Source organism: Pyxidicoccus sp. MSG2, from assembly GCF_026626705.1.
Lineage (GTDB): Bacteria > Myxococcota > Myxococcia > Myxococcales > Myxococcaceae > Myxococcus.
On sequence record NZ_JAPNKC010000001.1, the window covers coordinates 5,539,052 to 5,557,254 of the forward strand.

Annotated in this window: 18 protein-coding genes; 5 read left to right on the forward strand and 13 right to left on the reverse strand. The window is 71.0% G+C overall.

Annotated features, from left to right (window positions below; translation table 11 throughout):
- Window positions 1–62: 62 nt before the first annotated feature.
- The 3 genes from epsZ to glp all read right to left on the reverse strand — a co-directional run bounded on the left by epsZ (window position 63) and on the right by glp (window position 4,533).
- Entirely contained in the window at window positions 63–1,538 is a 1,476-nt protein-coding gene (gene epsZ / locus OV427_RS21500; RefSeq protein WP_267863458.1) for an exopolysaccharide biosynthesis polyisoprenyl-phosphate hexose-1-phosphate transferase EpsZ, read from the reverse strand.
- Between the two features lie 344 nt (window positions 1,539–1,882).
- Complete coding sequence (fdhD, locus tag OV427_RS21505; protein WP_267858013.1) at window positions 1,883–3,274, reverse strand: formate dehydrogenase accessory sulfurtransferase FdhD; 1,392 nt, start codon at window positions 3,272–3,274, stop codon at window positions 1,883–1,885.
- The gene (gene glp, locus OV427_RS21510; RefSeq protein ID WP_267858014.1) at window positions 3,271–4,533 is read right to left on the reverse strand and encodes a gephyrin-like molybdotransferase Glp; all 1,263 of its coding nucleotides are present in this window, start codon (window positions 4,531–4,533) and stop codon (window positions 3,271–3,273) included. The genes fdhD and glp overlap by 4 nt, the downstream gene beginning before the upstream one ends.
- 259 nt (window positions 4,534–4,792) lie before the next feature.
- Here glp and mobA point away from each other — a divergent pair, with 259 nt between their 5' ends.
- Complete coding sequence (mobA, locus tag OV427_RS21515; RefSeq protein ID WP_267858015.1) at window positions 4,793–5,407, forward strand: molybdenum cofactor guanylyltransferase; 615 nt, start codon at window positions 4,793–4,795, stop codon at window positions 5,405–5,407.
- Between the two features lie 3 nt (window positions 5,408–5,410).
- Here mobA and amrS read toward each other — a convergent pair whose 3' ends face one another.
- The 3 genes from amrS to OV427_RS21530 form a co-directional block, all read right to left on the reverse strand.
- The gene (gene amrS / locus OV427_RS21520; protein WP_267858016.1) at window positions 5,411–6,490 is read right to left on the reverse strand and encodes an AmmeMemoRadiSam system radical SAM enzyme; all 1,080 of its coding nucleotides are present in this window, start codon (window positions 6,488–6,490) and stop codon (window positions 5,411–5,413) included.
- A gap of 124 nt (window positions 6,491–6,614) precedes the next feature.
- Window positions 6,615–7,661 carry a hypothetical protein gene (locus tag OV427_RS21525; RefSeq protein ID WP_267858017.1) on the reverse strand — a complete coding sequence of 349 codons (1,047 nt, stop codon included), beginning with the start codon at window positions 7,659–7,661 and terminating at the stop codon, window positions 6,615–6,617.
- Between the two features lie 149 nt (window positions 7,662–7,810).
- On the reverse strand, window positions 7,811–8,218 hold the full coding sequence (locus OV427_RS21530; protein ID WP_267858018.1) for a hypothetical protein: 408 nt from the start codon (window positions 8,216–8,218) through the stop codon (window positions 7,811–7,813).
- A gap of 172 nt (window positions 8,219–8,390) precedes the next feature.
- Between OV427_RS21530 and OV427_RS21535 the strand changes: the two genes are divergently transcribed.
- Together OV427_RS21535 and OV427_RS21540 are read left to right on the forward strand one after the other, a co-directional pair.
- Window positions 8,391–8,708, forward strand: coding sequence for a DUF3817 domain-containing protein (locus tag OV427_RS21535; protein WP_267858019.1), 318 nt, complete (start codon window positions 8,391–8,393; stop codon window positions 8,706–8,708).
- 159 nt (window positions 8,709–8,867) lie between these two features.
- A complete protein-coding gene (locus OV427_RS21540; protein WP_267858020.1) occupies window positions 8,868–9,449 on the forward strand; it encodes a DUF2378 family protein in 582 nt (193 codons plus the stop codon).
- A gap of 10 nt (window positions 9,450–9,459) precedes the next feature.
- Here OV427_RS21540 and OV427_RS21545 read toward each other — a convergent pair whose 3' ends face one another.
- From OV427_RS21545 to OV427_RS21560, 4 genes are all read right to left on the reverse strand, one after another.
- Complete coding sequence (locus OV427_RS21545; protein ID WP_267858021.1) at window positions 9,460–10,818, reverse strand: PQQ-dependent sugar dehydrogenase; 1,359 nt, start codon at window positions 10,816–10,818, stop codon at window positions 9,460–9,462.
- A 128-nt stretch (window positions 10,819–10,946) separates the two neighbouring features.
- Entirely contained in the window at window positions 10,947–11,762 is an 816-nt protein-coding gene (gene amrB, locus OV427_RS21550; protein ID WP_267858022.1) for an AmmeMemoRadiSam system protein B, read from the reverse strand.
- Between the two features lie 135 nt (window positions 11,763–11,897).
- Complete coding sequence (locus tag OV427_RS21555; protein WP_267858023.1) at window positions 11,898–12,656, reverse strand: hypothetical protein; 759 nt, start codon at window positions 12,654–12,656, stop codon at window positions 11,898–11,900.
- Window positions 12,653–13,696 carry a radical SAM protein gene (locus OV427_RS21560; protein WP_267858024.1) on the reverse strand — a complete coding sequence of 348 codons (1,044 nt, stop codon included), beginning with the start codon at window positions 13,694–13,696 and terminating at the stop codon, window positions 12,653–12,655. Before OV427_RS21560 ends, OV427_RS21555 begins: the two co-directional genes overlap by 4 nt.
- A 466-nt stretch (window positions 13,697–14,162) precedes the next feature.
- On the opposite strand from OV427_RS21560, the gene OV427_RS21565 reads away from it, so the two are divergent.
- Both OV427_RS21565 and OV427_RS21570 read left to right on the forward strand, forming a co-directional pair.
- On the forward strand, window positions 14,163–14,771 hold the full coding sequence (locus OV427_RS21565; RefSeq protein WP_267858025.1) for an SDR family NAD(P)-dependent oxidoreductase: 609 nt from the start codon (window positions 14,163–14,165) through the stop codon (window positions 14,769–14,771).
- A gap of 95 nt (window positions 14,772–14,866) precedes the next feature.
- Window positions 14,867–15,439 (forward strand): hypothetical protein, encoded by a 573-nt coding sequence (locus tag OV427_RS21570; protein ID WP_267858026.1) that lies wholly within the window; start codon window positions 14,867–14,869, stop codon window positions 15,437–15,439.
- A 118-nt stretch (window positions 15,440–15,557) separates the two neighbouring features.
- Here the strand turns inward: OV427_RS21570 and OV427_RS21575 are convergent, their stop codons facing one another.
- From OV427_RS21575 to OV427_RS21585, 3 genes are all read right to left on the reverse strand, one after another.
- Window positions 15,558–16,460, reverse strand: coding sequence for a hypothetical protein (locus tag OV427_RS21575; protein WP_267858027.1), 903 nt, complete (start codon window positions 16,458–16,460; stop codon window positions 15,558–15,560).
- 465 nt (window positions 16,461–16,925) lie between these two features.
- Window positions 16,926–17,372, reverse strand: a complete 447-nt coding sequence (locus tag OV427_RS21580) for a hypothetical protein (RefSeq protein WP_267858028.1) — start codon at window positions 17,370–17,372, stop codon at window positions 16,926–16,928.
- 117 nt (window positions 17,373–17,489) lie between these two features.
- Window positions 17,490–18,164, reverse strand: a complete 675-nt coding sequence (locus OV427_RS21585) for an O-methyltransferase (protein ID WP_267858029.1) — start codon at window positions 18,162–18,164, stop codon at window positions 17,490–17,492.
- Window positions 18,165–18,203: the final 39 nt, after the last annotated feature.

Sequence of the window (18,203 nt, forward strand, 5' to 3'; positions counted from 1 at the left end):
GGGCGGCACGTCAATGCCGCCCCCGCGTGAGACTGGTTGCCTGGAAGCCTCCCAGGTCGTGTCTAGCTGGCCCCTCGGCCGGTGAGCACCACCGGCACCGTCTGGAGCAGCAGCGTCAGGTCGCTGGTGAGGCTCCAGTGGTCGATGTACTGCATGTCCAGGTACATCCACTCCTCGAAGGAAATCTGGTTGCGGCCGGAGACCTGCCAGATGCAGGTGAGGCCCGGGCGCACGGACAGGCGGCGGCGCTGCCACGTCTCGTACTTGGCGACCTCGGTGGGCACCGGCGGGCGCGGGCCGACGATGCTCATCTCACCGCGCAGCACGTTGATGAACTGGGGCAGCTCGTCGATGGAGAACTTGCGGATGAACCGGCCGATGCCGGTGATGCGCGGGTCGTTCTTCATCTTGAAGACCGGGCCCGTCTGCTCGTTCATCGCCGCCAGCTTCTCCTTCAGCTCCTCGGCGTTCACCACCATGGAGCGGAACTTCAGCATGTAGAACGGCTTGCCGTTCTGCCCCACGCGAAGCTGCTTGAAGAAGATGGGGCCCTTGGAGGTGAACTTCACCGCGGCCGCCACGGCGGCGAGCAGCGGCAGCAGCATCCACAGCGCGACGGCCGACACGCAGATGTCGAACAGGCGCTTCATGGCCATCTGGTGCGGCTTGGGGCTCACCGCGGCGAAGTGCAGGAAGCCGTCGGACACCGCGCGGCGCTCGATGGGGCGGGCGCGGTCCAGGCGGAAGCTGTGCGCCGGCAGCGCGAAGGGCACGCCGAAGCGCTCGGCCAGCTTGATGGCCGCCTGCATGGACTCGCCCTGCTTCAGCGTGTTGCCCGCGATGTAGACCTCGTCCACCGCCGTGTTGCGGAGGATGCGCTCCAGGTCCTCCACGGAGCCCATGATGCGCGCGGGCAGCTCGCTCGTGCCCGCGTCCTCCGGGAAGCGCACGTAGCCCAGCACCTGACGGCGGCCGCGGCCCACCAGGTCCTCGCCCGTGTAGCGGCCCATGGCGCCGGTGCCCACAATCAGCACCGAGTCCATGGGGCGCTCCTGCGCGGCCACCGGACGGAACACGAACAGGCGCAGCAGCAGCGCCACCGGCCAGAAGATGACCAGCAGCGGCGCCACGCCCGTCATCGTCACGCGGTCCGGCAGCGCCAGGCCCACCACCGCGAGCACCGTCACCACCGCCAGCGTCGTGACGGAGACGAGCGCCACGTGGTCCAGCTTGCTGCGCTCGGCGAAGCGCGAGTCGTACAGGCACAGCGCGGTGCCGGTGATGATCCACGTCACCAGCGACGCCGCCACCAGCCCGGGTACCACCCAGCCGGACTCCGGCGTGAGCAGGCCGCCCAGCCACGAGGCCACGGTCAGCACCGCCGTCATCAACACCAGGTCCACCGTGAGGTTCAGCTTCGCCGCGAACCCCGGCGCCAGCTTCGGCGCCTGGACCTCCGCCAGTCCCTCGCCCTGAGAGGACGCCGTCCCGGGAGCCCCGACCGCCGCACTTGCCGTTGCGCTGCTCATCGTCTCCACCCCCCTCTGCGCTGAGTGCATGCTTTTGTTCAGTTCAGGCAGAGGATGCCGTTGAGGGTAAAAATCTTCAAGTCGGAAAGAACTACTTATCATCGATACTGCGACGCGTTGCAACCGTCGCTCTGCAAGTAAGACGTGACAGGAGGTGAATTCTTGGGATCGTCCCGACCTGGGTCCCGGGTCGATTGAGCCCCATGAATCTGCATCCCTGACGCGCCCGCCTCCCCGAGCCATTCGTGGCGCCCTGCCGGGAGAGTGCATCTACGGTGCCGGTCTGACGTTGGATCTCGCGGGGGGTTGGAACGCGGGGCGTCATGGTGAGGGGCCGACGAGGATTCGCGGGGTTACGGGAGGCGGATGCGCTCGGGTGCGGTGTAGATGTTGAAGCGCCCGTCCCGGACGAACGTCGCCAGCGTCATTCCAGAACGCAGGGCGAGCTCAATCGCGAGGGAGCTCGCTGCAGAAACTCCTGCGACCACGGGGATGTGAGCCACCGCTGCTTTCTGGATGATTTCGAAGCTGACGCGTCCACTCACCGCGAGGAGTGCCGCTTGACGTGTCAGTGAGGTGCGGGGGACTCGCACGTTGTGTATGGCCCCGGCGAGGACGAGGGCGCCCACCACCTTGTCCACGGCGTTGTGGCGGCCGACGTCCTCGTAGGCGGCGAGGACATGGCCGTCGGCATCGAGCGCGGCGGCGGCGTGGACCCCGCCGGTGCGGGCGAAGATGCGCTGCACGTCGCGCAGACGCTCGGTGGCGCGGGCCACGGCCTCGGGAGGGAGCTGGGGGCCGGGCGGCACGGGCGGGCAGACGGCGAGCAGGTCCTCCACGCTGCGGCGGCCGCAGACCCCACATGCGGAGGTGGTGAGGGTGCCCCTGCGCGCGGCACGCACACGCTCCACGTCGAGCACGGCGCCGGAGGCGGGCGTGACGTCGAGCACGTTGCCCCAGCCTTCATCTCCGGGTCGGCCACAGTGGGCGAGGGTGCCCAGGTCGTCCACGCTCCGGAGGATGCCCTCGGAGAAGAGGAAGCCCGTGGCCAGCTCGCGGTCGTGGCCGGGGGTGCGCATGGTGATGGCGACGGAGTCTCCGCTGACGCGAATCTCCAGCGGCTCCTCCACGGCGACGTCGTCTTCCACGGCGGGAGAGAGCGCGGCGCCGTCCCACCGCTGCACGAGGCGCCGCGTCACGCCGCGCGAGTCCGCGGGAGGCAGGGGCCCGCGCCGGCCCGGGCGCAGGTGCATCAGGACGAGGTCCGCCACGGCGCGCACGTCGTCGCGGTCGAGCACCCGCACGTCCTGGGAGACGCCCGTGGGCCGCGAGGAAAGCTCCGAGAGGAGGGCGAGGACCTCCGGGCGCGACGGGGCGAGCGGCGGGCCGAGGTCCTCGCGCCAGAGCTCCAGCTTGGGCAGGGGGCCGTCCTTCCAGCCCTCCACGAGGATCAGGTCCACGGCGCCGGAGAAGCGGCGGAACAGTGGAGGCAGCGCGTCAGCGGGGGCGTCGCTGGTGGTGAGCTGTACGCCGGAGGGGGTGGCGAAGCCGGTGAGCACGGCGCCGGCTTCCTGGAAGCGCGCGGTGTCGCTGCCCGGACGGTGCAGCGGGTGCGCGTCCGAGGAGTGCTTCACCACGGCGACGCGCAGGCCGCGCGCGGAGAGCTCCGGGACGAGCTTCGTGAGCAGCGTCGTCTTCCCGGAGCCGGACCAGCCGACGATGCAGAGGGCGGGCACGGCGCTCATGCGGTGGTGCTCGGAGCCAGGTCCGCCGCGACGTGGGCGGAGTCGTGGAACAGCTCCACGTCGACGGAGTCGCCCGCGGCGAAGTCGGCGCGGCCGGAGGGGAGGACGGCCCAGCCCTCGCCGTGGACGTTCTGCAGAATCTGTCCCGCGCCCTGGGGGCGGAGGCGCGCGACGGGCTCGCCGTCGCCGGAGTGCTCCAGCGCGGCGGTGATGAGGTACGTGAGCCCGGCCTGCTTGTGGCGCGGCTCGGAGAGGCGGGCGCGGACGCGGCGGCGCGTCTCGAGGACGCCCTGGCGCTTGAGGAGCAGCGGGCGCGCGAACTGGTCGAAGGCGACGGTGGCCGCGCCGGGGTTGCCCGGCAGCACGACGACGGCGGTGTCACCGAGGCGCGCCACGGCCACGGGCTTGCCGGGCTTGAGGGCCACGCCGTCCACATGGAAGCGGGCCCCGAGCGCGGCCAGCACGCGCTTCACGTGGTCCTTGTCGCCCACGGACGCGCCGCCGGTGGTGATGAGCACGTCCACCTGGGGCGCGAGGCGGCGAAGGGCGTCGCGCAAGGTGTCCTCGTCATCGCGAGCGCGGTCGAGGTGGCGCACGTCGGCGCCGGCCTCGCGGGCGAGCGCGGCGACGAGGATGAGGTTGCTCTCGTAGACCTGGTGGGGAAGCGCGGGCGTGCCGGGCGAGACGAGCTCGTCTCCTGTCGCGAGCACCGCCACGCGCGGCGCGGGACGCACCCAGGCGGCCGTCTCTCCCATGGACGCGAGCACGCCGAGCACCGCGGCACCGACGCGCTGGCCGGGGGGGAAGAGGGGTGTGCCGGCGACGACCTCTTCTCCGGCGCGGCGGATGTCGTGGCCGGGCGGGACGGTGATGAAGATGTCCACGTGGAGCCCATCGTCACTGGCGCGCGCGGCCTCCTGGCGGATGACGGCGTCGGCGCCGGAGGGGAGCGGGGCGCCGGTGAAGATGCGGGCGGCCTCGCCGGGCTGGAGCGGGCGCGAGGGGAGGGCGCCCGCGTAGATGGCGTCGACGATGCGCAGGCGCGCGGGACGGTCGCGGTTGGCGCCCCGGGTCTCCTCGGCGCGCACGGCCCACCCGTCCATGGCGGAGTTGTCGCAGCCGGGCAGCGAACGCGCCGCGGTGACGGCGGCCGCGAGGAATCGGCCGTGAGCGTCGAGCAGTGACACGCGCTCCGGTGCCGCCGGGGCAATGGCGTCGAGCGCGGTCTGCCGGGCGGTGGAGAGGGGCGTGAGCGGCATGCGTGGCCGCGCAGCCTACGCCGTGGGCCCTGGCCCGTGTCCACGGGGCCCCTCCGTCCGTTCGCCTGCTGCCCTCGCGAGGGGGCGACAGGCCGTCAGGTGGTTCTTCCTCCGCCACGCTCTCCGCGGAGCAGGGCGCGAGGCCCCGTGACGAGCAGGGCACCGACCCGCCCATGGCACGGGAGCGTGTGCATGGGCTCACGGCGCCACGGCTGCACGGAAGCGGGTACGGTATCCACCTCACGAACAGGAGCGTGCGATGGATGCAGCCGGAGCTGAGTTCCCGGACGTGTCGCTGGCCATCATCGCGGGAGGCCAGGGGCGTCGGCTGTCCGGCGCGCCGAAGGGGCTGCTGGCGGTGCAGGGCCGCACGGTGCTGGAGCGGTTGCTGTCGCAGGCGCCACTCTTCGGGGACGTGCTGATGGTGGCGAACGTGCCGGAGCTCTATGCGCGCTTCGGGTTGCGCACGGTGGCGGACGTGGTGCCGGGCAAGGGTGCGCCGGGAGGAGTCCACGCGGCGCTGGTGGCGGCGCGCACGCCGTGGGTGGTGGCGGTGGCGTGTGACATGCCCTTCGTTTCGACGGAGGCGCTGCGCATGCTGCTGGGCGCACGGGATGAGGCGGTGGATGCGGTGTGCTTCGAAGTCGCGGGCCGGCTGGAGCCGTTGCTCGCGGCCTACCGGACGACGCTCGCGGCGGGGTGGGGTGAGTCGCTGCGGGAGGACCCGTCGCTGCGCCAGCTCCTGGCCCACGCCCGCGCGCGGCTGTTGCCCGAGGAGACTCTGCGCACGGTGGACCCGAGGCTGCGCTCCCTCGTGAATGTGAACACGCCGGAGGACCTGGCGCGGCACGGTGTCACGCTGCCTCGGGGGTGAGGCCTACTCCGCGATTCCAATCCGCACCGGAACCCGCCGTGCCCCGAACGCTCCCGGCGCCGCGTCGAACCGTCCGGGCACCTCCGCTCCACAGTCCGGACACCGTCCCTCCGGCGTCACGCGATAGGACAGCAGCCGGTACCAGTCACGGACGATGAGCGCCGCGCCACACCCCGCGCACAGCGTGGTGTCGCCCTCCGTGTCGTGCACGTTGCCCGTGTACACATGGTGCAGCCCCGTGCGCCGCGCAATCCTCCGCGCACGACTCAGCGTCTCCGGCGGCGTCGGCGGTACGTCGAGCATCTTGAAGTCCGGATGGAACGCCGTGAAGTGTAGAGGCACGTCCGGGCCCAGGTGCTCCAGCATCCACTCCGACAGCCGCGTCACCTCCGCCTCCGAGTCGTTCTGCCCGGGGATGAGCAACGTCGTCACCTCGAACCAGACGCGCGTCTCGTGCTTCAGGTACTCCAGCGTCTCCAGCACCGGCTGCAGGTGCGCGAAGGTGACACGCCGGTAGAAGTCCTCCGTGAAGGCCTTCAGGTCCACGTTGGCCGCGTCCATCTTCGCGTAGAACTCCCGCCGAGGCTCTGGATGGATGTAGCCCGCCGTGACGGCCACCGTCTCCACCCCCAGCGCATGGCACGCATCCGCCACGTCCATGGCGTACTCGGCGAAGATGACGGGGTCGTTGTACGTGAAGGCCACGCTCCGGCAGCCCAGCCGCGCCGCGTACTTCGCAATCGCTTCCGGCGAGGCCTCGTCCGCCAGCGTGTCCTGCTCGCGCGACTTGGAGATGTCCCAGTTCTGGCAGAAGCGGCAGCCCAGGTTGCAGCCAGCCGTGCCGAAAGACAGCACGCTGCTCCCCGGGTGGAAGTGGTTCAGCGGCTTCTTCTCAATCGGGTCCACGCAGAAGCCCGACGAGCGCCCATACGTGTCCAGCACCATCCCCTCGCCCACGCGCTGGCGCACGAAGCAGAAGCCGCGCTGTCCCTCGTTCAGCTTGCAGTCGCGCGGGCACAAATCACACTGCACACGCCCGTCCTCCAGCTTGTGCCACCAGCGAGCGGGAAACGCGGTGCTCATGGCGATGTCCTCCCCCCGGCCCCTCGGCGGGGCCTCGAAGGACAATCGCTAACGCACGCGACTCCACAGCGCCGCGCCGGCCCGGCCGTCCGCGCGGCGAGCGGACGTGTCACCCCGGCGGCTTCTACATCGGCTGGAGCAGCTTCGGCAGGTCAGCGAAGTTCACCGTGAGGCTCGGGTGTATCTGGCCCAGCGCATCGCTCAGGTCCTCTCCGGTGCCCTGCACTCCGAGCCCCACCGTCCAGTTGTCCGCCAGCACGATTCGCGTGGCCGCGATGACGCTCGCGCGCTTCGTGTCCGTGTCCTCCAGCTTCGCGAAGGACTGAGTCGCCTCCACTCGCAGCAGGAAGCGCGGTGAGGCGATGCCCACCGAGAAGCCCACGTCCAGCCACTTGCTCATCGGTACTCCAGGGCTCTGCCGCTCGTACAGCGCTCGCAATTGGAGCGCCGCCTCCACGCTGGCGTCGCCGCTGGACAGCAGCTCCAGCGTGGCCGCGCCGAAGCCGCGCTGGATGGCCACGCCGTCGCCCTCCTGCGCCTTGAGCCCCGGCGTCACCCACCTGCCACCCACCGAGAGGAACAGGGCGCTCGAGGACGCGCGCGCCTGCTTCGTGCACGCGCTCAGGCCCTGTCGAATCTTCTGGATGCCCGCCTGTTTCACGCGCTCCGTCTCCGCAGCGGCTTCCGCTTTTGCCTTCTGGAACGCCTCGTCGCTGCTGAACTCGCCTGGCAGCGGTTCGTCGGGGAGTTCTTGAGAGATGGAATCATCATCGAGCACCTTGTCGAGGCACTTGCTGTACGCCTCGCCGTAGATGCTCCGCTCGCCGAAGACGTCCACGGACGCGCCGGCCATTACCGTGGCGAAGCGGCCCTTGTCGAAGGTGAGCCGCTCGTACGGCGCCCCGTCCGCAATCGCGAGGGTGAGGGCGCTGTCCTGCAGGTACCGGTTGAGGCGCTGCTTCCGCGCCTCGAGCGCCTCGTTGTAGAGCTGCTCGTAGCCCTTCGTGAGGAGATAGGGATTGAACTGCACCACGAAGGACGTCTGCGTGCCCTCCAGCACGGCGCCCGCGTTGCGCAGGCTGGCCACCAGCGCGGCGGGGTTGGATGGGTGCACCACCTCGCCGGCGGTGGCGATGTCCAGGCCCGCGGCGGCCTCAGAGCCGCCGCGCAAGAAGCTGGGGAAGTCCAGCTCGGCCGTGCCAGCGTCGGGAGTCTTCGTGCCAGGCGTCTTGGGGCCGGGAGTCCCAGGGTTGGGAGTCCCCGCGTCCTGTGCCCGCGCCGCTGTGCAGCAGAGAAGAAGTAGGACCGCGAGCGCTGCCCTCATTCGATTACCGTCCAGGCCAGGTTGATGTAGTCCGCCTGCGCGCCCGCGGGCAGGTTGAACTCGTCCCAGAGCTGCTCCTGCTGCCCGTTGGGAAGCACCAGCGTGCCCTTCTGCACGAACGTCGCGCCCAGGCCCGTTGGGTCCGCCACGGTGAAGGTAGCCCGCACCCAGCCCTGCTCGGCGGTGGGCAGGAAGTCGTCGGGCAGCGTGATGGTCTCTTGTTGGCCCGAAAAGACGGCGCTGTGGAACTGCCGACGCGTCTGGCCCAACATCTTCCCGCTCACCGCCAATCGTATGGCGACGGTGTTGAGCGTCCCCTGCGGCCGTTCCAGCACCAGCTTCGCGCCCTTCCGGTCCGCCCGGGCCACCTTGAGAGTCACCGCCAGCTTGTCGTTGTCCGCCATTGTGTTCCCCCCTCCGTGAGTGGAGTCGCGGTCGCGGGCTTCACTCGCCGCGTGGGCGGCATCATACAGTCAGCTCCCGCGCGCGCCCGAAGAGCATTCGAGCGTGAGGGTGCGTCACCCTGACGCATGGACCCCGGACGCCAGGGGTGAGAAGCAGGGTGCGGAGAGCCCCATGCTCAAGACTCCCCTTGGTCGTTTCCGTGCGGTGGCCCTGTTGGAGGGCCTGTCCTTCATCCTCCTCCTCTTCGTCGCGATGCCGCTGAAGTACCTCGCGGGCCTGCCGTTGGCGGTGCGGGTGGTGGGCCTGGCGCACGGGCTGCTCTTCGTGCTCTTCCTCTTCGCGCTCATGGAGGTGGCCATCGCGTACCGCTGGTCGCTCGTGCGCGTGGTGGGGGCCTTCGTCTCGTCGCTGGTCCCCTTCGGCACCTTCGTGCTCGACGCGCGGCTGCGGCGCGAGGAGGCGCAAGCCGCCGTCCAGGCCGCGCCCTGACGCACCAGACGTGCCGCATCGGGCTCGCGGGAGCAGACCTGCCGAGCCCGGGCCGCCAGGAGTTCGCACGCGCACAGAAGGCGTGCCAGATTCCCCACCCGGACATCGCACCGGGGGCTGACGACCATGGAGCGCGGAAGGTGGGAAACGCCTGAGGACGTGGAGCGCGAGCTGAGCTCGCGGCTGGCCGTCGTGGAGCCCACGGAGGGCATTCGCGGCATGCACTTCGCGGCGGTGCTCGACACCGTCCGGTTCCTCGGCGGCGAGCAGGCGGTGGCGCGCATCGTCGAGGGCGGTGACTTCCCCGCGGACCTGGACCCCACCGAGCTGTACCCGGTGCCGCCCTTCATGCGCCTGTTCTTCGCGGCGGCGCGGCATCTGGCTCCGCAGCTCGGAGGCTTCGAGGAGGCGATGCGGCAGATTGGCGTGCAGGGCACGCTGGCCTTCATCAACTCCATGTTCGGCGCCGAGGTGCGGCAGCAGGTGGGCGGAGAGCCGAAGCGGCTCGTGGAGATGCTGCCCGAGGCCTACCGCATGGCCATCAACTTCGGCGAGCTGCAGGTGGAGTGGACCGGCCCTCGCGCCGGCCGCATCCACATGCGGCGCATCTTCACCCCCGTCGCCTACAACGAGGGCATGCTGGAGGGCGCCCTGCAGGCCGTGGGCGCCCAGGACATCCAGGTGCGCGGGTGGCAGACGTCGCTGCTCGACAGCGAGTACACCCTGGCGTGGGACAGTTGAGGCGCGCGGGCTACTTCGCGCCGTGCCGCACGCGGTAGATGCGGCCGTTGCCGTCCTCCGTCAGCAGCAGGCTCCCATCCGGTAGCTCCAGCAGGCCCACGGGCCGGCCCCACGTCGTGGGCCCCTGGGGGTCCGAGAGAAAGCCGGTGAGGAAGTCCTCGTAGCCGCCCGTCGGACGTCCCTGCGCGTCGAAGGGGACGAAGACGATTTTGTAGCCGGTGCCCTCGGAGCGGTTCCAGCTTCCGCGGAAGGCGACGAAGGCGCCGGTGCGGTAGCGCTCGGGAAAGGCCTGGCCCCGATAGAAGGTGACGCCCAGCGCCGCCGAGTGCGAGGCGAAGAGCACGTCCGGCGTCACCGTCTTCGCGGCGAGCTCGGGCGCTTCGCTCCTGCCGTTCTTCAGGCGGCGCGGGTCCAGGTTCTTCGGCGACAGGTACGCGTAGGGCCAGCCGTAGAAGGCGCCCTGCTGCACGCGGGTGAAGTAGTCCGGCACCAGGTCATCACCCAGGCCGTCGCGCTCGTTGATGGCGGCGTAGGGCTCGCCGGTGCGCGGGTGGAAGTCCAGGCCCACCGGGTTGCGCAGGCCGCTGGCGAAGACCTGCCGCCCGGAGCCGTCCAGCCCCATGACGAGCACCGAGGCGCGCGGGGACTCCTCCACATTCACGTTGCTCTCGCTGCCCACGGTGACGAAGAGGCGCTTGCCGTCCGGCGCCACGCGCACGTTGCGCGTCCAGTGCTGGTTGTAACCGAGCCCCGGTAGCTTCGTGACCTCCTCGCCCTTGCCGGTGAGCCGGCCCTGGCCGCGCTGGTACGGGTAGCGGCGCACGCCGTTGGTGTTGCCCACGAAGAAGTGCGTGGGGCTGAAGGACATGCCGAAGGGGAGGTTCAGCGCGTTGGACGTGTCCGCGAAGACCTCGCGCGACTCGGCGACGCCGTCACCGTCCGCGTCGCGCAGGCGGTGGATGCGGTTGGCGCGGCTCTCCACCACGAGCACGTCGCCCTCGGGGGTGAGCGTCATCCACCGCGGTTGCTGGAGCCCGTCCGCGTAGAGGTTGACGGAGAAGCCGTCGGGGACGCGCAGCGTGGCGCCCGAGGGCACGGGGATGACGTCCGGGCTCTTGCTCGCGCTCTGCGTGGCGAAGGGCTTCGGCAGGGAGTCCAGCTTCACGGAGATGGGCGCGGGCTTCAGCGGCTCGGTGCGCAGGCGCGAGGCGGGAGGTGGCTCGCGCGAGGGCGGGGCCGCGGGCTGCGGTGTCGATGGCGCGGACGCGTGTGGCGGAGTCGCGGGGGCGGGCTGTGACGCCTGGGCGATTCCGGTGCCAGGGAGAATGACGGTGAGGAGCAGGGCGGGCAGTGTCGCGCGGCGGAGCAAGCAGGGCGTCCTTTCATCACCGGCGGCAGGAGCCGCCAGGGTGGGCGCCCTCGTCATGCGAGGGATGCACCCGGCCCGCAATCACTTTGCGTGGCGGAGTGCCCGGGTGTGCACATCTCTCGAACGGCTCAGGACGGCGTCCCGGAGGAGCTCTCGCCGGGCGGATAGAACGCGAATGCGCCGTAGCCCACCACCTCGTCCTGTCCGCCGGCCGTGTCGCCCGAGCTGCGCAGGTCCAGCAGTCTCGGGCGGAGGCCGCGCTTGCGCGCCGCCAGCATCAGCCCGCTGATGGCCGCCGCGCCGCAGGCGCTCCCCGCGTCCAGCGGCCCGTCGAGCGTGAGCACCCGCTCGGCCGTCTCACGGTCCGCCTCCCGAGCGTCCTTGTACGGCAGGTAGTGCGACAGGTCCGAGCTGACGACGGGCAACACGTCGGAATCCCAGAGCGCATCGAGCACCTCCTGCACCTCCTCGCCCCGCGCGCTGCCCACCACCAGGGGAAGCACCCGGAAGCGCCCCAGCACGCGCTGCAGGAAGGGCAGCTGCACCTCCAGCGAGTGCTCCGCCTCATGGGCCTCCGTGGAAGCCGTCACCTGCCGGAGCGCCGCCGCGCGGCGCCGCAGGTCCTCATCCACCGGCACCTCGCCCAGCGGCGTACACAGCACGTCCACGTCCGGATACGCGAGCCCCCTCAGCGGAACGAAGTGACATGGCCCCAGCAGCAGCACGCGCGGCGTCTTGCCCTGGTACGCGCGCAGCGTGGCATAGGCCGTCGCCGCCACCGGGCCCGAGTACACATAGCCCGCATGGGGAACGACGAGCGCCAAGGGCCGCTCCGGGGCATCGACGGTGGCCTGCTCGAGCCACCCGTCCACCGCCGTGGCCAGGGCGGAGGGACTGGCGGGATAGAAGGAGCCCGCCGCGGCGGGAAGTCGCACACGAGACATGGTCCTCCAACCGGTCATTCCGATGATGGCTTTTGCCAAGCATGGCATGCGGGAGCCCCGCTCTCCCAGCCGGGGCACCGCCGGGCGGGCGGGGGTCTGATTGGAATTGCACGAATGCGTGTCTGGGAATGGAAACTACGGCGTCGGCCGGGGCGGCTGACACGGCCTCAGGAAGTCGAGCGCATCCCGCGTCTTGTTCCACGTCTCGAAGATTCTCACCCGGAGCTCGAAGCCGTGCTCCCGGGCGATTCGGTCCACCGCGGCGAAGCCCTTGGCGAGGTCGTTGAACACGGCGCCCACGGTGAGGTCACCCTCATGGGCGTGCTCGCCCACACGCCAGGCGGGCAGCGGCTCCGAGGCGGCGAGCTGCGTCAGCGGGCCGTCCTCCCCGCACAGGGCATCCAGCAGCCGCAGGGCCCGTGCCGGGATGTCCTGGCCCGCGCGCCCCTGGTAGTCCACCCAGAAGTCGAACACGCCGACGACGGGGTGGTGCGAGTGCTCCAGCTCCGTCTGCACACTCCCGCCGCGCTTGTAGAAGAACTCGCCGAGCGCGGGCGGCAGGCTCGTCGTGTAGCCGTGGTGGATGAGCACCTGATACCCCTGGGCCCACACCACGGGCGTGTTGTCCTCGCTGTACTGGGGCCAGTCGCTCTCCGGCCCCGAGCCGCCCGGCGCGTTCAGGCCGTGGCGCTGCATGAAGAGCTCCAGCGGCGACGGCGGAGCGCCATCCCAGCCCTTCTCCCGGCGCTCCTCCATCCACGTGGTGTGCTCGGCGGCCACGCGGGCCAGCTCCGCGGCGACGTCGGCGGCGAGCGTCTTGTCGGGGAAGCGGCCCACCAGCGTGTAGCTGCCGCTGTTGTTGCTCGCGAACGCATTCCAGACCTGCACCTTCATGCCGCACCTCCCGTGGCCGGGGACTCCAGCCCGTAGCCGGGCGTGCGCGCGCACCCCGGCAGCCGCGACGCGGACGCCAGCGCCTCGCGCCGCCCACGCCATACCGCCATGACCTCGTCCGCCGACGCCGCCGGAATGGCGACGTGGTGGAAGCTGCACGGCATCACCTTCCTGTCGCTCGTGAGCACGAGGAACTCGCGCCCCGCGCCGCAGTCCGCGCGGTCGAAGAGGCGCGGCACGCCCTCCATGCGCTCGCCCCAGCACACGTCCAGCTTCAGCGTGCACCGGCTGCCCAGCGCCCGGCCGAGCAGCGCCACGCGCCGCGCCAGCCCCCGCGCCTCGTCCGGCGACAGGTGCAGCGCGCGGTCCGCGCCGTTGTAGCTGAGCAGCAGCACGTCCCGGCAGCCCAGGGCCACCAGCTCCAGCACCACCGTCTCCAGCGAGGGCAGCCGCTCCGGCGTCACCAGGTAGTTGACGCCGAAGCGCGCGCCCGCATCCGCCAGCCGTGCCACCGTGTCGCGCCACGCGTTGTCGTCGTAGAGGGACACGCGGCACTGGCCGTAGCGCCCGCGCACCGCCGCGAGGCGCCGGGGCGTCAGTGCCAGCCCGTTGGTGGTGAAGCTCACCGCGAGCGGTGTCTCGCCGTGCAGCCGGCACACCAATTCCTCGAAGCGGGGGAAGGCCCAGGGCTCGCCGCCGCCGAAGGCCACCTCCAGCACGCCCGCGGCGGCCAGCCCGGACAGCACGTCGAAGGCGCTGTCCGCCGTCCACTCGCTGCGCGCCTCCGTGTCACGCGAGCAGAAGGTGCACGCGAGGTTGCAGCGGTTGGTGATGCCGAACTGCACCACCCTCGGGGCGCGCTGGCGCAGGTGCGCCGTCTCGGGGCCTTCGCAGCGCGCGTTCGTCCCGCTGTCGCGGTCGAACAGCAGCAGCGCTCCATCCAGCGGGAAGCGGCGCAGGCGCGCGAAGGGGGCGGGCACCGGCACGCGGGCGGCGTCGTCCGCGTCGGAAGGGGGCGTGTAGGTCGGAGTCGGGTGCATGGAGGACCGCGACGCGGACGGGAGCGCGCGCGGGCTTCTGACGGGGATTGTCCGCCGCTGGGACGCCCATGTCCCAAGCCCGGGAACGAAGGGGCTTCCTGGAAGCACCCAAACTCCAGGATTCAGTTGGTTCCACGAAGAACTTGCCATGGCGCGTCGCTTGCTACATGACATCCCGTGTCACGAGGCGCCCGCCCCTTCTCATCGGGACGGGCGGCCCCTCGAACGGAATACGCCCCGAGCACTCCTCCCCGGCGGCAAGCGCCCGCCGGGAGCGCGGGGCGAGCGGGCAGGGGGTCGGCCGGATTGCTACTCCTCCACCGGCCGTCCCCCTTGTCCGTGTTTCCCAAGCCCGCCGCCGGACCCGCCCTCGCCGCGTGGGGCAGGCAGGCGAACGGGCTGGCGGGCGCGGGCCGGTTACCGCCCCGGGCGGCCCGCCGCATCGTCCCTGGAGTCGCTCCGGAAGGTGGTGGAGGACGCGGGCGGCGAGTGCCTCGTGGTGCCCGGTGACGTGACGGTGGGCGAGGACGTGGACCGCGCGGTGCGCGAGTACCTGGCGCGCTACGGCCGCATCGACCTGCTGGTGAACGACGCGTGGGGGCAGACCTACGGCTACTTCGACCCGCTCCCGTGGGAGCACATCCAGCGCACGGTGGACGTCACCTGCCTGGGCTTCCCGCGCTTCGCCCACGCGGTGCTGCCGCACTTCCGCGCGCAGGGCAGCGGCCACGTCCTCAACATCCAGTCCATGCTGTCCAAGGGCGCCGCGCCGCTCCTGTCCGTGTACACGGCGGCGAAGCACGCGACGCTGGGCGGGGCGAAGGCGCTGACGCTCGAGCTGCACGGCACCGGCATCCAGGTGTCCAACGTGCTGGTGCCCCGAGGGCAACCTCTTCCAGCCCATGCCCGAGGGCGTGGGGCCCTCCGGCAGCGTACCGCCGACGCCCAGGTGGAAGCGCTTCACGGCCGCGGCGGGGCTCGCGGCGCTGGCCGGCGGCGTGCTGGGCGGTGCGGCCCTGGGCGCGCGCGGGCTGGCCCGAGCAGTCCGTTGATACGGTATTGCTCACAAGGATGACGAAAAAACAGGTGTTCCTCCGTGCCCTTTCGCTAGAAGGGGCCGCCGAGTGCCCGGGATGTCTCAGCCGGGCTCACGAACCGGAGGGACGCTTCATGAATGCAAACAAGTGGCAGACCCTGGCCGCGGTGGCCGGGCTGATGGTGTCGGTGACGGCGGGCGCGCAGGAGACGACGGCTTCGACGGGCGGCGGCAGCTTCGGCAATGTCGGGCAGCTGGTCATCAGCACCGACGCTTCCGGCAGCCTGGGCTATTCCACGCAGGGCAGCGGTGCGGGCTTCATCTTCCTGGAGCCGGGCGCGGACTACTTCATCAAGCAGAACCTGTCGGTCGGCAGCGGCCTGCAGCTGCGGGCGATTTTCTCCGAGGGCGATGACCCGGTCGCTTTCGGGCTCAACGTGCGCGCTGGCTACAACATCCCGCTCACCGACAAGGTGTCGGTGTGGCCGAAGGGCATCATCTCCCTGCAGCTGGGCGACCCCCTCCTCCCCTTCGCGAACGCGAGTCTCCCCGCCGACGTCACCGTCATCCTGGAGGGGTACGCGCCCTTCCTGTTCCACGTGACGGACCACTTCTTCGTGGGCGGTGGCCCGCGCCTGGCCTTCGGCCTGGGCGATGACGTGGAGGTGGCGTTCAGCGTCGCCACCACGCTCGGCGGTTACTTCTAGGCCGGACGCAGTCCACGGCCGTGAAGCCGCAGGAGCCCCGGGCGTGACGGAAGCCTTCCGTCGCGTGCCGGGGCTCGTCATGTCCGGGGTGTTTCAGTGGCACCGGCGCGGGCGGGACTCAGCGAAGACGCTGGTCGGTGACCTCGCCCTCCTCCGGTGGCAGGGCCTGGTCCACGCGCGTCTCCTCCACGCCTCCACTCGCGACGGCTGCGTTGCCCCGGTGGGACAGCCGCGCGCCCAGGTGGACCACGCGCTGGCCGGTGCAGGGGGTGTAGAGCAGGATGAGGCGGGCCACTTCGGTCGCGACCTCCGGAGACACCGCGCGCGCCTTGCCGCCCCGGCCGGAGAGGATGACGTGAGAGCTCGCCAGCTCCACCCCCACCATGCGCCCGTTGCGCACGCGTGCGTTGAAGTCCACGCTCACCGTGCCATCCGCGGGCACCTGCACGGACTTGAGCAGCTCGCGGACGGCCGCGGCCACGTCGTCGGCGGTCTGCTCGGAAGACAGGGCTCCCTGGCGGCCGGGCAGCGTCCGGGCCCCGGTGGGACGGAAGGACTGCACGAAGTCGGTCGACTCGACACGCCAGCCGGACTCACTCCGGCGCAGCGTCAGCGATACCTCACGGCCGGGATGCTTCATCGCGGCCACGAGCGCGTCCGTCACCCGGCGCTGCGTGCCCTCGGCATCCGTCGCGGACTTCCCCTGCCGCCCGCCCCGGTTCTCCGCCACGTAGCCCAGCAGCGTGAGCGCGCCCTGCTCGGACCAGAAGGTGAACTTGAGGTTGGAGTCCACGTCGCGCACGCCGCTGGCCACGGCCCACACGCGCGCGGCGACCTGGGCGGCCTCCTCGCGGCCCGCCTTCGTGTCCAGGAGCGGTGGACGCACCAGGTCCAGGTCGCCCGTCCCCGACCCGCCCGTGCCCTCAGGCGTGCTCGCGCAGCCCGAAGTCAGGGTGAGCAGCAACACCGCGCATGCAAGGAATCGGGCCGTGGAAGGACAGCGAACGAAACGCAGCGACATGCCACACCCCCTCCGGGCGAGCCGTGCCCGGGTGACATGAGCCCAATGTCTCAGAGACGTCTGACAGGGCTCCGTAGAGGTATGGACGCTCACGCAGGTGCCGTGCTGACAGTCAGCGACGCGAGTCCCGGGTGATTGTCCATTCCGTCACGCCCGTCCGTGGATGCCGCCGTGGTTGATAGGGATTCGCTGACGGATGCGAGGCGCACGGTCCGGACGCTGTTTGATGACCTCGCGACAACCCACGTCCCCGGAGTACGAAGCGGAGCCCCCGAGTATCCGGCGACTCCCGTCCTGGAAGGTCATCACCGGGTGCGCCGAAGCACCGGACCGGGCCTCGCCTGGCAGCGTCCTGTTCGGAAATGTCGGGACATTTCCCGGCGCAAAACCCCCGACATTTCCGAACAGGACGGGTCAGGCGCCGTCCCGGAGCCCGCTGGGTTCAGAAGGGACGCACGTCCTGAGTCAGCGCAGGAGCGCGGAGAGCGTGGCTTCGGTGACGAGGCCATACACGGCGGTCTGCGCCACGAGCCACGCGTGCTCGGCGGCGCTCCAGGTGTGGAGTGACTCCGTCGCGCGCAGCACCGGGAGGCTCGCGAGCTCGAAGCCGAGCACACCCACGCCGAGCAGCAATCCGGCGGGCAGGGTGCTCCCGGACGCGCGCTCCCGCACGAGTGTCCACGCGACTCCCAGCAGCGGGCCATACCCGGCGCGCATGGCGTCGCCCCAGCGGCGCGCCTGCACGGGAGACAATTCCCGGTGGAACACGGAGCGGGCAAGTCGAGCGGCAATGTGCCGCGCGGCATACGGTGGCGCCCGTCCGAGCACCCGGTTGCGCAGCGCCACGAAGGCCCGCAGCGCCACGGTGCCAGCGGCTCCAGCAACCAGTGCCTGGGAATGCGTCGCGCGCATGACCGCAAGGTGCGGCGTGGGCACCCCGTCCCTCAAGCGAGGACAGGCTGCGAGGCGAGCCCACGGTGGCCCGATGGCCGGCCACCGGGCGACACACCCCGCGAGGTCCATCTGGCGTTACACGTCACCCGTGACGAGCGCCATCGCGAAGCCGTCATACCCCTTGCTGCCCACCGTCTGGACCGCCGTGGTGCTGACGCGCGGCTCGGCGGCGAGCATTTCATACAGCCTGCGCACGCCCTGGATGTTGGGGTCCGTGCTGGTGGCATCCACCACCGCGCCGTTGCGCACGACGTTGTCGATGATGATGAGGCTGCCCTTTCGCGTGAGCTTCAGGGCCCACTGGAAGTAGTCCGGGTTGCTGCGCTTGTCGGCGTCGATGAAGACGACGTCGAACGGCCCCCGCTTCTCGGCGGCGATGAGTGGCAGCGTGTCCAGTGCCTTCCCGACGCGCAGGTCGACCACCTCGGACAGGCCCGCGCGAGCGAGGTTGGCGCGGGCCACCTCGGCGTGCTTCGGGTCCATCTCCAGCGTCACCAGCCGGCCGCCCGGAGGCAGGGCCCGCGCGAGCCAGATGGTGCTGTAGCCGCCCAGCGTGCCCACCTCGAGGATGTTGCGTGCGCCCTGGAGCCGCGCCAGCAGGTGCAGGAACTTGCCCTGGTTCGGAGCGACATGGATGGCGGGCAGTCCGGCCGCGTCGCTGGCCCGGAGCGCCTCCTCCAGCGCCTCGTCGTGCGGCGCGAGCTGGTCGGTGATGTAGCGGTCAACCGCTGTCCACTGTTGCTGAGACATGGCGCTCCTCCGGGTGGCGCCGACGCGGCGCATACGGAG

Bases quoted from the DNA above. Each gene is read 5' to 3' on its own strand.
- fdhD (WP_267858013.1), bottom strand. From the start codon at position 3,274: ATGAGCGCCGTGCCCGCCCTCTGCATCGTCGGCTGGTCCGGCTCCGGG.
- glp (WP_267858014.1), bottom strand. From the start codon at position 4,533: ATGCCGCTCACGCCCCTCTCCACCGCCCGGCAGACCGCGCTCGACGCC.
- mobA (WP_267858015.1), top strand. From the start codon at position 4,793: ATGGATGCAGCCGGAGCTGAGTTCCCGGACGTGTCGCTGGCCATCATC.
- amrS (WP_267858016.1), bottom strand. From the start codon at position 6,490: ATGAGCACCGCGTTTCCCGCTCGCTGGTGGCACAAGCTGGAGGACGGG.
- OV427_RS21530 (WP_267858018.1), bottom strand. From the start codon at position 8,218: ATGGCGGACAACGACAAGCTGGCGGTGACTCTCAAGGTGGCCCGGGCG.
- OV427_RS21535 (WP_267858019.1), top strand. From the start codon at position 8,391: ATGCTCAAGACTCCCCTTGGTCGTTTCCGTGCGGTGGCCCTGTTGGAG.
- amrB (WP_267858022.1), bottom strand. From the start codon at position 11,762: ATGTCTCGTGTGCGACTTCCCGCCGCGGCGGGCTCCTTCTATCCCGCC.
- OV427_RS21555 (WP_267858023.1), bottom strand. From the start codon at position 12,656: ATGAAGGTGCAGGTCTGGAATGCGTTCGCGAGCAACAACAGCGGCAGC.
- OV427_RS21560 (WP_267858024.1), bottom strand. From the start codon at position 13,696: ATGCACCCGACTCCGACCTACACGCCCCCTTCCGACGCGGACGACGCC.
- OV427_RS21570 (WP_267858026.1), top strand. From the start codon at position 14,867: ATGAATGCAAACAAGTGGCAGACCCTGGCCGCGGTGGCCGGGCTGATG.
- OV427_RS21575 (WP_267858027.1), bottom strand. From the start codon at position 16,460: ATGTCGCTGCGTTTCGTTCGCTGTCCTTCCACGGCCCGATTCCTTGCA.
- OV427_RS21580 (WP_267858028.1), bottom strand. From the start codon at position 17,372: ATGCGCGCGACGCATTCCCAGGCACTGGTTGCTGGAGCCGCTGGCACC.
- OV427_RS21585 (WP_267858029.1), bottom strand. From the start codon at position 18,164: ATGTCTCAGCAACAGTGGACAGCGGTTGACCGCTACATCACCGACCAG.